A 15,896-nucleotide genomic window follows, 5' to 3' on the forward strand; every position below is an offset into this window, starting at 1 on the left:
TTATATATTTAAATAGATATTTAAAAATACCATTTTATTTAATAAAATTTTTATATTTAATTTATTAGGAGGTTCTATTATGAAAGGTTTTGCAATGTTAGGTATTAACAAATTAGGATGGATTGAAAAGAAAAACCCAGTACCAGGTCCTTATGATGCGATTGTACATCCTCTAGCTGTATCCCCATGTACATCAGATATACATACGGTTTTTGAAGGAGCACTTGGTAATAGGGAAAATATGATTTTAGGTCACGAAGCTGTAGGTGAAATAGCTGAAGTTGGCAGCGAAGTTAAAGATTTTAAAGTTGGCGATAGAGTTATCGTACCGTGCACAACACCTGACTGGAGATCTTTAGAAGTCCAAGCTGGTTTTCAGCAGCATTCAAACGGTATGCTTGCAGGATGGAAGTTTTCCAATTTTAAAGACGGCGTATTTGCAGATTACTTTCATGTAAACGATGCAGATATGAATCTTGCAATACTTCCAGATGAAATACCTTTAGGAAGTGCAGTTATGATGACAGACATGATGACTACTGGTTTTCATGGAGCAGAACTTGCAGATATAAAAATGGGTTCCAGTGTTGTAGTAATTGGTATAGGCGCCGTTGGATTAATGGGAATAGCCGGTTCCAAACTTCGAGGAGCAGGCAGAATTATCGGTGTTGGAAGCAGACCCGTTTGTGTTGAAACAGCTAAATTTTATGGAGCAACTGATATTGTAAATTATAAAAATGGTGATATAGTTGAACAAATAATGGACTTAACTCATGGTAAAGGTGTAGACCGTGTAATCATGGCAGGTGGTGGTGCTGAAACACTAGCACAAGCAGTAACTATGGTTAAACCTGGCGGCGTAATTTCTAACATCAACTACCATGGAAGCGGTGATACTTTGCCAATACCTCGTGTTCAATGGGGCTGCGGCATGGCTCACAAAACTATAAGAGGAGGGTTATGTCCTGGTGGACGTCTTAGAATGGAAATGCTAAGAGATCTTGTTCTATATAAACGTGTTGATTTAAGCAAACTTGTTACTCATGTATTTGATGGTGCAGAAAATATTGAAAAGGCCCTTTTGCTTATGAAAAATAAGCCAAAAGATTTAATTAAATCAGTAGTTACATTCTAAAAATTCATATAAAATATAAAAGAACTGTCACATTAAAAAAATGCGACAGTTTTTTACCTAAAACATTGGACAAGATACTTCCTTTCTTATAGATGCAAAAAACAATCAATCCGATTCATAATTATAAACTGATAAATCTTCGTATTTCTAATTACGAATTTAAGATTTAATTAATATCTACTATGAGTAAGTCAGCATATTCACCTAAATTATGATAAAATTATATATTATAATTTCAAAATAAATATAACTATAATAATAACCTAAGATAAAGCTATTTATATAAAAAGGAAGGTAATCTAATAATGTTTAAACCATTTACTCATAGTGAAATAGTCAGTAGGTCTCTTAATAGATGCATTAAATACCATATAGAAAAAGGTATACCAAAACCTAAACGAACACTTAGCCGCAAAGAATTGGACAACTTAATAAAAGAAAACATCGATATTATAAAAATAGCAAAACCATTTATGGAAATACTTTATGATTTTTTAAGTGGATCAGGTTTCTCATTATATCTCACAGACAAAAATGGAATTGTATTAACTATCATAGGTGACAAAGATATTGTAATGGAGCAAGCAAAGGCTGGAATAGCAGAAGGTGTTGATTTGAGTGAAAAAAGTGCCGGTACAAATGCAGCAGGAACTGCTCTTTTTGAAAATTTGTCAGTTCAACTTTCAGGCAAAGAACATTTCATAAATACTTTTCAGATTTATACCTGCTCTGCGTCTGTCATACATAATGAACAGGGAGATATAATTGGATGTCTAACTTTAACTGGAAAACGTCAATTGGCTCATCCCCATACATTGGGTCTTGTTGTATCAGCAGTAAAATCCATTGAAAATCACTTAAAATTAAATAAATCTCAAAATGAATTATTTAAAGCCTACCAATACTTAAATAAAATCATGAATTCCATGGATTTTGGAATTTTTACTGTAGATAATAGCGGAATAGTCAAGGCTATAAATAACAGTGCCTGTAGTCTCCTCGGCATAAACCAAAAAGATATTATAGATAAAAATGTTCATAAAGTTTTACATATATGGCAGTATATACTTGATGAACTCAAATCAGGGAATGTATATACGGATAAGGAAATTTTATATTCAGATGAGAAGAAAAGATTTAATTTAAATGTATATCCTATAAAAGATAAAAGTAATACTGTAACTGGTATGGTAGTTATATTTAAAGATATACAAAATGTATATAACTTGGTTAACAAATACACAAGCGGATCTGCTGCTTACACATTTGATGATATAATTGGTGACAGCGAAAAAATGATAAATTTAAAAGAACAGTTAAAAAATATATCTAACAGTCCTTCCACCGTACTAATTCAAGGTGAAAGTGGTACAGGAAAAGAACTTATTGCGCAGTCAATTCACAATGACAGCAATAGAAAAAACAAAAGTTTTATAGCAATAAACTGCGGTGCCATACCAAAGAATCTAATAGAAAGTGAATTGTTCGGATATGAAGATGGATTATTTACAGGTGCAAAACGTGGAGGACGTGCAGGAAAATTTGAACTTGCAAATGGTGGTACTTTATTTTTAGATGAAATTGGAGAAATGCCTTTAGATATGCAAGTAAATCTCTTAAGAGTCCTCCAAGAAAATTGCATTACAAGAATAGGTGGAAATAAATGCATCAAAATAGATGTAAGAATTATAGCAGCTACTAACAAAAATTTAAGGGAAAAGATAAAAAAAGGAACTTTTCGTGAAGACTTATACTACAGACTAAATGTAATACCTATATATGTACCACCACTGCGGGAAAGGGATACGGATATTAAAATACTAATAGACTATTTTTTAAAGGTAAAAGCTTTTAAACTTAAAAAACCCATTCCAATAGTAAGACCTGATATATATCAAAAGCTTTTAAACCATAATTGGCCTGGAAATGTTAGAGAATTAGAAAATTGTATTGAGAACATCGTAAATATGAATGGGAATACATCTTTTGACTTTCAAAATAATCTTTCAGTAAATAAGCAAACTAGTCCTTCTTGCACTACAAACCTTAAATATGATATGTGCTCATTAGAAGAATGGGAAAAAAAAGCAATAATAGATTGTATAAATAATTGTAATCATAATATGTCAAAAGCTTCTAAAATTTTAGGAATAAATAGAAGTACTTTGTACACAAAGATAAAAAAATATCAAATTAATTTTTCTTAAAGTGTATATAAAAACAACACTGTTGTAAAAAGCAACAATATTTTAAGGAAAATTGTTGTTTTTTACAACAGTATTTTAAAAGATAACTAAACTCTATAAAATATCCATCTAGATTCAATCTTTTCATGATAAAAAATATACTGGCACAATACTTGCTTATATATTTAACTAAATATAAACCAAAAAATTTAATTACCCCAATAATTAAATTCTAAAAAAGTAATGTAACTTAATAATAAGGAGGACAAAAATGGGAAGATTTACTTTGCCTAGGGATATTTACTTTGGTGAAAATGCCTTAGAAAATTTAAAAAATTTAGATGGAAATAAAGCAGTAGTTGTTGTAGGTGGAGGATCTATGAAGAGATTTGGGTTCTTAGCCAAAGTTGAAGAATATTTAAAAGAAGCAGGTATGGAAGTTAAATTAATAGAAGGTGTTGAGCCTGATCCCTCTGTTGATACTGTTATGAATGGTGCTAAAATAATGAGAGACTTTAACCCGGACTGGATAGTATCAATAGGTGGAGGATCTCCCATCGATGCTGCTAAAGCAATGTGGATATTTTATGAATACCCTGACTTTACATTTGAAAAAGCAGTAATTCCTTTCGGAATTCCTAAATTAAGGCAAAAGGCACAATTTGTTGCTATACCTTCTACAAGTGGAACAGCAACTGAAGTAACATCATTTTCTGTAATAACAGACTACAAAGCTAAAATAAAATATCCTCTTGCAGATTTTAACCTTACCCCTGATATAGCTATAATAGATCCGTCTCTTGCAGAAACAATGCCTAAAAAGCTTACAGCACACACTGGAATGGATGCACTTACTCACGCAATAGAAGCATATGTTGCAAGTTTGCATTCAGATTTTTCAGATCCACTTGCTATGCATGCTATAACCATGATTCATAAATATTTATTGAAATCTTATGAAGAAGATAAAGAAGCTAGAGGCCATATGCACATAGCCCAATGTCTGGCTGGAATGGCATTTTCAAATGCACTCCTTGGAATAACTCATAGTATAGCACATAAAACTGGCGCAGTATTCCACATACCTCATGGGTGTGCTAATGCCATATACTTACCTTATGTTATAGATTTTAACAAGAAAGCTTGTTCAGAAAGATATGCTGAAATAGCTAAAAAGCTCCAACTTCCAGGAAATAATGAAAATGAATTAATAGATTCATTAACTGAAATGATTTGTACTATGAATAAAAAGATGGATATTCCTCTCACCATAAAAGATTATGGTATAAGCGAAAACGATTTTAATGAAAACCTAGATTTTATAGCTCACAATGCTATGATGGATGCCTGCACTGGATCTAATCCTAGAGCAATAACTGAGGAAGAAATGAAAAAGCTCTTGCAGTGTATGTATAATGGGCAAAAGGTTAATTTCTAGTTTAAAAATTAATGTATTTGTTCACCATAGGTTTTATCCGATGACTACCTGCTCTAATACTCCCACGCACATAGCGAAAGCGACTATCACCAAATCAAAGATTTGGGATATCTGCTTTTCTCCAAGTGTGAGTAAAGAGCAGCTACGTCCCTGGATAACGATTTTCCCTAAAGGATAACGCCTTCTAAGTGCTAAAGACACTAAGAAGCCTGTTAATAACCATCAGGTGGAGTCAAAACTCCATCTGATGCCAAGAACTCTGTTTATATTTAGAAAAGTATACACAAACTAAAGTAATATGCTCCCCTTAGAGTAGACAGATTGAATAACAAAAATCTGTTTATTATAAGGGGAGTATTTTTATGCCTATGAAAGTTAAGTATACAGATGCAGGAAAGAAATATATTGTTTAAAATTATTTTCTATTGTGAAGCATCTTCTTTATGTTAGATATTGAATATTATACCTGCTCTATGGAAACAACTTCATAACCTGCATCTTCAATAGCAGATTTTATATCAGCATCTTTAATTTCACCACTAGACTCAACTAAAGCTGTTTTAGAGTCTAAATCAACAGATACATTGGCTGCACCTTTAAGTTCCTCCAATGCTGTTTTTACATGATTAACACAGTGTCCACAACTCATTCCTTCAACGATTATCTTCTTTTTCATAACTTATTCCACCCTTCATTTTATAAATGTTTATTTATATTGATGGCTTAAAGCCTTTCAATCTTAAAGCATTACTTAAAACTGATACAGAACTTAAACTCATGGCAAGAGCTGCTATCATTGGATTTAGAAGTGGTCCCCCAAATATGTGAAGTACTCCCATAGCTACCGGAATTCCTAAACTATTATAACCAAAAGCCCAGAACAAGTTTTCCTTTATATTTTTTATGGTTTTCTTGCTTAAATCTATAGCTGTGACCACATCCATTAAGTCACTTCTCATTAAAACTATATCTGCAGATTCCATAGCTACATCTGTACCAGACCCTATAGCTATACCTATATCAGCCTGTGCTAAGGCTGGTGCATCATTTATACCATCTCCAACCATGGCAACTTTCTTGTTTTCACTTTGAAGTTTTTTAACTTCCTTTGCCTTATCTTGTGGTAAAACTTCTGCAAGTATTCTATCTATTCCAACCTGATTAGCTATAGCTTCAGCAGTTTTCTTGTTATCTCCAGTTATCATTGCCACTTCAATTCCCATAGAATGAAGTTTATCTATAGCTTTTTTACTGTTTTCTTTAACCGTATCTGCTACAGCAATTACACCAATTACCTTATTTTCAAGAGCTACATACATAGGAGTTTTGCCTTCATTTGCTAAAGTTTGTGATTTTTCCTCTAATTTTTCTAAAGAGATATTACTTTCAACCATAAGTTTTCTATTACCAAGCAATATTTTACTGTTTTCTATACTACCTTCTATTCCATGACCTGGTACAGCTTTAAATGACTCCAATTTTTTTAATTCAATTTTCCTATTTTCAGCTTCTTTGACTATTGCTTCTCCCAAAGGATGCTCCGATAATTTTTCACCTGAAGCTGCCAATTGCAGTAAATAGTTCTCATCTATATCTGAAATTGTAATTATATCTGTAACCTTTGGATCACCTTCAGTTATAGTTCCTGTTTTGTCAAATACTATAGTTTGAATTCTATGCGCTGTTTCAAGTGCAGTACCACTTTTTATAAGCACACCATATTCAGCACCTTTTCCGGTACCAACCATAATAGCAGTTGGTGTTGCCAACCCTAAAGCACAAGGACACGCAATTACTAACACTGATATAAATATAGTAAGTGAAAATACTCCAGTTTCACCATGTATATACCAAGCTAGAGCACCAATTGTAGCTAATGCCATTACTACCGGTACAAAGTATCCTGATATAACATCTGCTAATTTTGCAATAGGAGCCTTTGACCCCTGAGCTTCCTCTACTAATTTAATAATCTGTGCCAGTGCTGTATCCTTACCAACTCTTGTAGCTCTATACCTAATAGAACCATTTTTATTTATACTTGCTCCAATGACCTTATCGAAAGGATTTTTCTCTACAGGTATACTTTCCCCTGTAAGCATGGATTCGTCAACTGAAGTAATTCCCTCTGTAACCTCTCCATCTACAGGTATTTTTTCACCAGGTTTTACTACAATTATATCTCCAACTTCAACTTCATCTATGGAAATTTCTATTTCCTTATTTTCTTTAATTATAGTAGCAGTTTTTGGTGCAAGCCCCATAAGCTTTTTTATGGCTTCCGAAGTTTTTCCTTTAGCAACGGACTCCAGATATTTACCTAATGTAATAAGAGTAAGTATTGTACCTGCTGATTCAAAATATAAATGATAATTTGTATTTCCTATAAAAATTTCATATACTGCAAAAACACTATATATAAAAGCAGCAGATGAGCCTATTGCTATAAGTGAATCCATATTGGGACTTCTTCTAAATAATGATTTAAATCCAACAATAAAATACTTTCTACCAACAATCATTATAGGTAATACTAAAAGTAACTGTATTATGGAAAAAACTTGTGGATGATTCATTGGGTCTATAGCCTGTGGAAGCATATATCCCAATTTTTCACCAATCATTGGTACCATAGCTATTATAAGTAATGGAACTGCAAATACAGCAGATATTATAAACCTATTCCATAACGACTTTATTTCTTTTTCTTTTTTTCCCTTATCTGTATCTACAGAAATTTCTTCTTCTAAAGCTTTATATCCTGCTTTTTCTATTGCCTTTTTTATATCCTGAACATTAACTTTTGAAGCATCAAATGCTATACTTAGCTTTTCTGTAGCAATATTTACATTTGCTTCATATACGCCTTCTAGCTTTTTTGAAACCCTTTCTACTGCTTTAGCACAAGCTGCACAGGTCATTCCTTCTATTTTTAAGATTTTATTTGTAGTCTCAATTAAGGCCTTATATCCAGCTTTATCTATTACACACTGTATATCTTGAACATTAACCTTTGACTCATCAAAACTTACATTTAATTTTTCTGTTGCTAAATTAACATTAGCATCTAACACACCATCTAGTTTTTTCGAAGCTCTTTCCACTGCTTTAACACAAGCTGCACAAGTCATTCCTTCTATTTTTAATGTTCTTTTTATCATTGCTCCTTCCTCCTTCTGTTCTGATATACATAACTTTAAAATTACTATCTATATTTTAAGCTTTTACATTTAGTATTATATTTACCCCACACCTGAGGGGTGGTATTTTACTATAAGTTATCATTTATGCTTTTACTCTACACCTCCTACATTGCTATATGCAAACTCTTTAATGTAAGATGGAAAGCAAGAGGAGGCATATATTTTTTTAGTTGTATATTACTCTTTTAGTAACTTTGAAAGTAAACCTATTATCTCATCTACCTTCTCATCACCACTATCGTTAATAAAAGCATCTTTTACACAATTATTAAGATGTTGTTTTAAAATAAGCAAATTAGCTTTTTTTAGCAATGATTGAGCTGCAACCATTTGATTGGATATATCAATACAATATCTTCCTTCCTCAATCATTTTTATTATACCTTCTATTTGTCCTTTTGAAGTTTTTAAAGCTTGTATGGCCTTCTTTTTTTCTTCGTTCATTTTTCCTCCCTCCCCCCTAGAGGGGGTACAGTTATATTATATACTATTCCTAAATTTAATTCAATATCAGTTTAACACTACTATACCATCTTCAAACCTTTATTATACATTTAACATAAATAATCTTCTTAGCTATTACCAATATTATACTCAAGAAACTTAGCCACTCCATCCTCATTATTTGAACCAATAATTCCTGTAGCCAACTTTTTTAGTTCATCATATGCGTTTTTAACTGCATATTTTTCATCCGCAAACTTGAAAAGTGGTGCATCATTTAAATTATCTCCAAAACAAATAAGCTTGTCTGCTTTTAAACTTTCCTTTAAGTATTTAGCTGCTAATCTTTTATTAGCATTATAATTCATTGATTCAAGCCAGAAAAAACCTTTCGCATAAATTTCCTCTGTGTAATGAAAACTGCCCTTTATTACTTTTGTAAATAATTGATAGGTGTCATCTAAAACACCCTTTGCTTCTATTGCAAAAATATTTATTATATTATAATTAACTATTTCTGAAAAATCACTTACCTCAGTAAGCCTTGTATCACCATGCTGTATTCTTGAATTTATGTATATATCTTGCCCTTCATTAAAAATGCCCCTATAAAATATCTTTTTATTTCCATCTGAATCCACTGCAGATACTACAGGTGAAATTTCTTTTAATTTATAATATTTTAAGATAAAATAAACCGTACACTCATCTAAATAGTTTTCTACTATATTTTTAGCCAAAGTAGTGTCATATATGAAAGCTCCATTATTTAAAATAATAGGTATATTTAGATTTAATGGTTCCAATATACTTTTACAAGCTTCATATGACCTAGCTGTAGCAATAGTAAATTTTAATCCTGAATCTATTAACTTATTTATAATTCTAATTGAATTTTTACTTACGACTTGATCTGAATTTAATAAAGTTCCATCCAAGTCTGAAATACATAACTTCAAAATATTCAGTCCTCCAAACGCATTCATGATAATTAAGTCACAAAATTTATTATATCTCTAAAAGTTACAAAAATATAGATTTAATTTTCTAAGTTCTAAGATGGTACAATAATTTAGCGTAAATTACTTTAGCAAAAAATCATTTATATTATTTTTTTAGATCAACTGTAAACTTATTATTTTCAAGTACAATTATATCACTCATATCATCAGTTCCAACATAAATATCTCTATTAGTTCTATCCTTAAAAGTCATTGAAATAGTATCTTTATTATTGGTTACATCCTGTTCATTTCCTACATCTTCCCTATCTAATTGTTTCTTGTTACTATCATATAAATATAGCCTATTTTCTGGTATACCGATACAGATTCCTTCAGCTTTATATTTCACATATATTTTACCGTTTTTTCGTTCTATGCTAGTTACAATCAATCTACTTTCATTGTTTTGTTTTAAAACAATTGGCAAATTATTATTGAATTTTATAGGCTCTGTCTTTTTAGATCTATTCTCTTTATTGAAACTTCTATGATAAGGAGTTATATAAAGTTTATCTGTGCCTTTAGGAACTGCTGAAAATGTAATCAAGCTTGGGCTTTCTTTGTCAGCGTAATTTACGGTATCTTTATTAGGAGCAAAACTTCCACCTTGCATACTCAAATAGTTTCCTCTATTATCTGTGATTATAAAATACAGGGGATCAGCCATAGAATCAAGAGAAGTATCACATTTGAAATCAAAAGAAATTTGTGTACTAAGTGGGGTTATATTAATATCTTTGATATCCATATATATATCTTTAAACTTTATATTCTTATTTATTTTTATTGTATTTGTTTTATTTTCAATTTCCTTTTTTGATACATTAAATTGAAATTCCCATGGACCATTTATTGTCTTAAGATCTTTTTGACCTTTTTGGTAAATTTCAAAATCTTTATAAACAATTTTCATATTTATATTATCTGGTATTTTAATAGAGGATACATCAAGTTCGTCTACAGTTACATAGGTATAGTTATCTATAAATTTCTTGTTTCCACCTCCTCCTACATTAATTTGCTTTCCATTAATAAATACAATTGGATTCATTGTAGCAGGAGGTGAATTTTCAGGAAGCTTTTCAGTACTTTTAAAAGTTGCAGCAATTATAAGTTTATTACGATCAATCGCTATTTCATTTAAAGTGACTTCAAATCCATTTTTTTCTACAGTTTTATTTATTACTGAAGTATATTTATCAAATTCATGATTATTATAACCTTCAACATTCTTTATTATAGTTCCTAGTATAGGCATTTCCTTTGCAAAGATTGGATTAGTTTTATAAGTAACTACTCCTGCCAGGGTTAAAATAGCCAAAGATACAGCTGCAAATTTAGTCATCTTACCTAAATTATATCTTTTACTTTTTATATGAGAATGCAATTTCTTCTTAAACTTTTTCTTATCTATATCATTTAATTCAGTTTCGTCATATTCTTTCAAATCTACTTCAGCATAATTTAACAGTTCATATATATCTTTCATGGCTTTTTCACCTCGCTAAAAATAATTTTCCTTAGCTTTTTTCTTCCCCTACTAAGTCTGTTATTTATTACTTCTTTGTTAACATTTAATTTTGCTGCTATTTCTTTAGTACTTTCACCATTAAAGTATCTGCGAATAAATATCTCTTTATCTCGTGGTTTTAGCTTGGACAATAACTTTAATAATTCATCATAAGTTTCTTTTTCTAAAATCCTTTTATCTACAGTATCATTAATTTGTATTTCTATACCATCTATATTTTTGCTGTTCCATTCTTTAATCAATTTTCTTTGATAATCTATTGCTTTATATTTGGCAATGGCAGCTATCCAACTTTTAAAGCTATTATCCTTGTGAAATTCGTCTATATTGTTCCAAATACCTAAGAAAACATCATTAACACATTCATCTACACTCCCACTATTTTTAAAATTGAAAAGTGTTTTTTTTACTATGGATTTTATAAGGCCACCATAAATATCTACAATAAAATCCAATGCCTTAGGATTTCTTTTGTGCAATTCTGAAACTACATTATCATTATTAATTTTCACTAATCTTCTCCTTTCCATAAAAGCTTCTACATTACTTAAGTCGTAAGATTTATGAAAATCATATCAAAATATGTTTAAATTAAAATTATTTTTCAATCCAAATATTATATTATATAAAAATAATGAGCATGGATTCACTCTTACACAAATCTATGCCCATTTCCTCTTTAATTCTTAACTTTTAATTTTTAATTGTATTTACTGTTCTTTCCAAATTCTTTTTCCCTCTTTGTCAATATATATATATTTATCATCCAATATTACCATAGCTGCTCCATTACAAAAATTATTTACATCATCAAATTGAGGTTTCAATACGAATTTTCCACTTTTATCAATGCATCCCCATTTATCATTTATCTTCACGAATGCTCGTCCTTCACTAAAATTAAGAGCTTCATCAAAAATGGGTTCTATTACAAACTCATCTTTTTTATTTATGTATCCATATTTTTCATCTATTTTTACATTAGCTACGTCTTCATAAAAACCATCTGTGCTATCATATTTAAGTTCTATAACTAAATCACCTGATTTATCAATAAATCCATATTTAAAATCTTTCATAACTTGAGCTAAGCCTTCATGAAAATCAAAAACGCAATCAAAATCACAGTTTATTACTTCATTTCCTTTGCTATCAATGTACTTCCATTTATAACCATCATTTACCCTAGCGACCTCTTCTGAAAAACTAAAGGCATTTTCGTATTTCAATGCTATTGGGTAACTTCCTTTTTTATCTAAAAAGCCATACTTACTATTTTTGTTTACCAGTGCCATTCCATTTGAGAACTCATCAATAAAATTAAAACTTGGTTCTATAACCATATTATCATTATGGTCTATAATCCCCCACTTTTCCTTTATTTTCACAGGAGCAAATCCATCGGAGAAATTCCATGACTGTGTATATTTATAGTCTATAACTGTTTTTCCACTGCAGTCTATATATCCCCATTTATTGTTCATCTTAACAGCAGCTAAACTATCCAAAAAATCCCATGCATATTGAAATACAGGTTCTATGATAACTTGTCCATTATTATCCATATAACCCCACTTATCACTTAACTTAATTCTAAATAAATTAGTATAGTTTTTCATTTAATTTCCCCCTATTTGCAATCGTTTTAATTTCATATAAACATCTGTTCAAATTTAATTTTATCACATATAGGAATTAAATAAAATAATAAGTCAGAATTTTCTATACTCATTATTATTTAAAATGTATGTAGATTTAAAAACCTTATTATATGATAAATTATTTTACTTTATATACTTTATATCGTATTATTTATGTGTTACAATAAGTTATAGGAAAACTAAATAAGTAATATTCATTATATTTAATGAATATATTACTTTGTACAATACTAACTTAATTTAAAAATTAGGATAAAAGGAGTAAACGGCGTGGATAATTTAACTACTTTTTTGCTAGGGGCTCTACAAATTACTTTATTAGATATAGTATTAAGTGGTGATAATATAGGAGTTATCGCCCTGGCAACTAAAGATTTACCAAAGAATCATGCAAAATCTGCTTCTATGATTGGAGTATTTGCTGCGATTTTTCTAAGAATAATATTTGCTTGCCTTATCACTTACATAATGTTAATAGAATGGCTTCCTATAAAATTAATAGGTGGAATTTTACTTATAAAAATAACCTGGAATTTCATAAGCCCTAAATCTGAGAAGGAAAATTTAAAAATCAGTCCTTCAAATAAATATTTTCGTGCAATCTCAAGTATAGTAATAGCTGATGCTACCATGAGTCTGGACAATGTACTTGCAATAGCTGCTGCTGCTCATGGACATGTACCTAGTATAATATTTGGATTGGTATTAAATATTCCTATAATATTTTTTGGGAGTCAGTTTGTAGCAAAACTTATGAATAAACACCCTATGGTAATATACTTAGGAGGTGCTGTACTGGCCCATACATCCTTAAATATGATGCTAGAAGACAAAATATTGGCAGGTTTCACATCACCTGTACTAACAAATGTAGTATCCTTTGGCTTTGCAATTATAGTACTACTATATGGATTCTATAGAGTAAACAAACCTGTAAGTTATTCCTTTAAAAAATTTAAGGAAGATTATTTTAAAAGTAACAGTTAATATAATAAACCAATATGTTGTATGTAAACTTCTTAGTACAACAACCACTTAGAAATCGTTATCCAGAGACGCAGCCACCCTAATACTTCCACTTGGATAAATGGGAGTTAGGGTGGCTAGTCATCGGATAAATCCTTATTCTCTTCTAATTCGTCATACAAATCTTTATATACAATTTTAAATACTTCTAGAGAATCTTCTATTTTATCTCTTAGAAGATTTTTTCTATTTTTCAGTTCACATATTCCTAAATCCGTAAGAGTATATATTTTTTGCATTTTATTTTTAGAATTATCCCATTTCCCAATTACTAACTTATCCTTCTCCAGTTTTCTTAGGATTGGGTAGATTCCCCCTGTACTTGGTATCCACCTTCCTCCTGTTCTTTCTCCTATTTTATGAGATATATCATTTCCATTAGTTGGACTTATGCTTAAAATATAAAGTGCATATATAGGAAGAAGTCCTTTTGTAAAAACCTGCCCTACAGCTTCTTGTTCCTTTTTTACCTTTTTTAATTCTGCCAGTTTTCTTTTATATTCTTTATAAAGAAATTTTTCTTCTTCCTTTATATTTCCTTTAGAATCAAATTTATTCATAAAATTTATTCTTCCTCAAATAATACTAACCCAACTAAACCAGGTCCACTGTGAACTCCTCCTACAGGACTTAATGCTCCTCCAAAAATTGCAGAAGTTACGTTTTTATGATTTTTTATTGAATCAAATATTTTTTTTGAATCCTCTAGTGCATGACCATGTACAATACACAATTTACACTTTTTTTTGTCAAGAATTCCATTTGCAATTTCAACCAACCTACTTAAAGATTTCTTTCTTCCTCTTACCTTATCATAAGTATAGTATTTTCCATCATTATTATCAATTGATACAATAGGTTTTATATTTAAAAGTTCCCCAATTGTACCTGCTACTTTACCTATTCTACCACCTTTTTTCAAATATTCTAGAGTTCCAACCACAAAAAACAGATCGATTTTACTCCTTACAATTGGTATTGTCCTAACTATCTCATCAAAACTTACACCTTTTTCTATGAGATTTGCACAATTAGTTACTATAAAACCCTCCCCAAGAGAAATTGATTTAGAATCAAATATATATGTCTTAATTTTAGGATGATTTTCACTTACTAACTTTACTCCGTTATAAAAGCCAGTTAATCCGGCAGAGAGAGTTACAACTATGGCATGTGTGTAATTTTCTTTTTCTAAATTTGTAAACAAATCTTCCATTTCACTCATGGATGGCATAGACGATGTAGGTATTTCCTCATCAAAATTATCATATACATATTCTGGAGTTATAGTTACTTTATCTATAAATTCTTTGTCTTTATATATTATCCTATAATGAAGTACTTTTATATTATATCTTTCTATGGTACTGTTACTTAAATCACTAGTACTATCTGTTATGAGTGCAATCTTTTCCAAAACTTGTTCCTCCCTACTTAGGCATTTTCAAAAAAATATTCGTCGCATCTTTGACTTGTTATCTTCTTTCAAATACCTTATCAAAATTTGTCACAATAATTATATCACTCGCACAGCTATTATCAATAGTGATATATATCTCTATTGATAATAACTTGTCTTATTTATTAACTATTAATTTTTAATTCTTAACTATTAACTAAAAAACATAGCACCATTGCAGATTTACTACAATGATGCTATATTTAATATAAATTTCATAAAAATATTTATTCAATTCAGACGCACTAGTTGTCAAGAGCAGCTGCAACCATAGCCTTTACATTTTCAACTTTGGCATTTGGAGGTATGCTGCATCCTGATGACATAATAAGTCCTTGAGGTGCAAATTCTTTAACCAATCTTCTAGCATACTTATAAACTTCATCTGGAGTCCCCAAAGTTAAAAGTGAAGGTGCAACATCTCCCATGAAACACATATGCCCTCTTAATACTTCTCCAGCTCTAAAAATATCTGTTGTGCTATCTGGTGAAAAAATGCATTTACCTTTAGGCAAGTCAAGGAAATAATCTATAAACCTATCCCAACTCATATCCAGATGAAGGTAAGCAATAGAACCTTCCTCTGCAATAATATCTATAATTCTTTTTGTGTACTGCCATGAAAATCTTTCAAATGCCTTTAAAGAAAGAAAGTCACCTGCTTCCCTTGCCCCTCCTGTAAATACTGCTAAAGGTTTTACTTCACGGATTTGCTTTCTTAACACTTTCTCATTTTCCTCTTCCATAACATCCATAGCTGCCTGAACCTTGTCAGGAATCTTGTGTAAATCGATAAGGAATTTAGATAT

The 15,896-nt window shown here is 30.5% G+C and carries 14 protein-coding genes; 4 read left to right on the forward strand and 10 right to left on the reverse strand.

Annotation, left to right across the window (positions count from 1 at the left end; genetic code table 11):
* Nucleotides 1–79 precede the first annotated feature (79 nt).
* The 3 genes from WY13_RS15230 to WY13_RS15240 all read left to right on the forward strand — a co-directional run bounded on the left by WY13_RS15230 (nucleotide 80) and on the right by WY13_RS15240 (nucleotide 4,759).
* Nucleotides 80–1,135, forward strand: coding sequence for an NAD(P)-dependent alcohol dehydrogenase (locus WY13_RS15230; protein WP_063556461.1), 1,056 nt, complete (start codon nucleotides 80–82; stop codon nucleotides 1,133–1,135).
* A 305-nt stretch (nucleotides 1,136–1,440) separates the two neighbouring features.
* Nucleotides 1,441–3,342 (forward strand): sigma-54-dependent Fis family transcriptional regulator, encoded by a 1,902-nt coding sequence (locus WY13_RS15235; protein ID WP_063556462.1) that lies wholly within the window; start codon nucleotides 1,441–1,443, stop codon nucleotides 3,340–3,342.
* 250 nt (nucleotides 3,343–3,592) lie between these two features.
* Nucleotides 3,593–4,759, forward strand: a complete 1,167-nt coding sequence (locus tag WY13_RS15240) for an iron-containing alcohol dehydrogenase (protein ID WP_063556463.1) — start codon at nucleotides 3,593–3,595, stop codon at nucleotides 4,757–4,759.
* A gap of 460 nt (nucleotides 4,760–5,219) precedes the next feature.
* Here the strand turns inward: WY13_RS15240 and WY13_RS15245 are convergent, their stop codons facing one another.
* The 7 genes from WY13_RS15245 to WY13_RS15275 all read right to left on the reverse strand — a co-directional run bounded on the left by WY13_RS15245 (nucleotide 5,220) and on the right by WY13_RS15275 (nucleotide 12,560).
* Nucleotides 5,220–5,435: a heavy-metal-associated domain-containing protein gene (locus WY13_RS15245; protein ID WP_063556464.1), complete on the reverse strand. Its 216-nt coding sequence runs from the start codon at nucleotides 5,433–5,435 to the stop codon at nucleotides 5,220–5,222.
* Between the two features lie 34 nt (nucleotides 5,436–5,469).
* Entirely contained in the window at nucleotides 5,470–7,920 is a 2,451-nt protein-coding gene (locus WY13_RS15250) for a heavy metal translocating P-type ATPase (protein ID WP_063556465.1), read from the reverse strand.
* A 219-nt stretch (nucleotides 7,921–8,139) separates the two neighbouring features.
* Nucleotides 8,140–8,406, reverse strand: coding sequence for a metal-sensing transcriptional repressor (locus WY13_RS15255; RefSeq protein WP_063556466.1), 267 nt, complete (start codon nucleotides 8,404–8,406; stop codon nucleotides 8,140–8,142).
* Between the two features lie 128 nt (nucleotides 8,407–8,534).
* Complete coding sequence (locus tag WY13_RS15260) at nucleotides 8,535–9,365, reverse strand: HAD family hydrolase (protein ID WP_192845043.1); 831 nt, start codon at nucleotides 9,363–9,365, stop codon at nucleotides 8,535–8,537.
* A gap of 148 nt (nucleotides 9,366–9,513) precedes the next feature.
* The gene (locus WY13_RS15265; protein WP_063556468.1) at nucleotides 9,514–10,899 is read right to left on the reverse strand and encodes a DUF4179 domain-containing protein; all 1,386 of its coding nucleotides are present in this window, start codon (nucleotides 10,897–10,899) and stop codon (nucleotides 9,514–9,516) included.
* A complete protein-coding gene (locus tag WY13_RS15270; protein ID WP_063556469.1) occupies nucleotides 10,896–11,453 on the reverse strand; it encodes a sigma-70 family RNA polymerase sigma factor in 558 nt (185 codons plus the stop codon). Before WY13_RS15270 ends, WY13_RS15265 begins: the two co-directional genes overlap by 4 nt.
* Before the next feature lie 198 nt (nucleotides 11,454–11,651).
* Nucleotides 11,652–12,560, reverse strand: coding sequence for a WG repeat-containing protein (locus tag WY13_RS15275; RefSeq protein WP_063556470.1), 909 nt, complete (start codon nucleotides 12,558–12,560; stop codon nucleotides 11,652–11,654).
* Nucleotides 12,561–12,872: 312 nt separating this feature from the next.
* Here WY13_RS15275 and WY13_RS15280 point away from each other — a divergent pair, with 312 nt between their 5' ends.
* Nucleotides 12,873–13,589: a TerC family protein gene (locus tag WY13_RS15280; protein ID WP_063556471.1), complete on the forward strand. Its 717-nt coding sequence runs from the start codon at nucleotides 12,873–12,875 to the stop codon at nucleotides 13,587–13,589.
* Between the two features lie 116 nt (nucleotides 13,590–13,705).
* Here the strand turns inward: WY13_RS15280 and WY13_RS15285 are convergent, their stop codons facing one another.
* From WY13_RS15285 to WY13_RS21920, 3 genes are all read right to left on the reverse strand, one after another.
* Complete coding sequence (locus tag WY13_RS15285; RefSeq protein WP_063556472.1) at nucleotides 13,706–14,188, reverse strand: PadR family transcriptional regulator; 483 nt, start codon at nucleotides 14,186–14,188, stop codon at nucleotides 13,706–13,708.
* A gap of 5 nt (nucleotides 14,189–14,193) precedes the next feature.
* Nucleotides 14,194–15,045 carry a DegV family protein gene (locus tag WY13_RS15290; protein ID WP_063556473.1) on the reverse strand — a complete coding sequence of 284 codons (852 nt, stop codon included), beginning with the start codon at nucleotides 15,043–15,045 and terminating at the stop codon, nucleotides 14,194–14,196.
* Between the two features lie 287 nt (nucleotides 15,046–15,332).
* A complete protein-coding gene (locus WY13_RS21920; RefSeq protein ID WP_347459436.1) occupies nucleotides 15,333–15,896 on the reverse strand; it encodes a uroporphyrinogen decarboxylase family protein in 564 nt (187 codons plus the stop codon).

The organism is Clostridium ljungdahlii (genome assembly GCF_001636845.1).
Lineage (GTDB): Bacteria > Bacillota > Clostridia > Clostridiales > Clostridiaceae > Clostridium_B > Clostridium_B ljungdahlii_A.

Coding starts and splice junctions, on each gene's coding strand:
- WY13_RS15230 (WP_063556461.1), top strand. CDS start 80: ATGAAAGGTTTTGCAATGTTAGGTATTAACAAATTAGGATGGATTGAA.
- WY13_RS15235 (WP_063556462.1), top strand. CDS start 1,441: ATGTTTAAACCATTTACTCATAGTGAAATAGTCAGTAGGTCTCTTAAT.
- WY13_RS15240 (WP_063556463.1), top strand. CDS start 3,593: ATGGGAAGATTTACTTTGCCTAGGGATATTTACTTTGGTGAAAATGCC.
- WY13_RS15245 (WP_063556464.1), bottom strand. CDS start 5,435: ATGAAAAAGAAGATAATCGTTGAAGGAATGAGTTGTGGACACTGTGTT.
- WY13_RS15250 (WP_063556465.1), bottom strand. CDS start 7,920: ATGATAAAAAGAACATTAAAAATAGAAGGAATGACTTGTGCAGCTTGT.
- WY13_RS15255 (WP_063556466.1), bottom strand. CDS start 8,406: ATGAACGAAGAAAAAAAGAAGGCCATACAAGCTTTAAAAACTTCAAAA.
- WY13_RS15265 (WP_063556468.1), bottom strand. CDS start 10,899: ATGAAAGATATATATGAACTGTTAAATTATGCTGAAGTAGATTTGAAA.
- WY13_RS15275 (WP_063556470.1), bottom strand. CDS start 12,560: ATGAAAAACTATACTAATTTATTTAGAATTAAGTTAAGTGATAAGTGG.
- WY13_RS15285 (WP_063556472.1), bottom strand. CDS start 14,188: ATGAATAAATTTGATTCTAAAGGAAATATAAAGGAAGAAGAAAAATTT.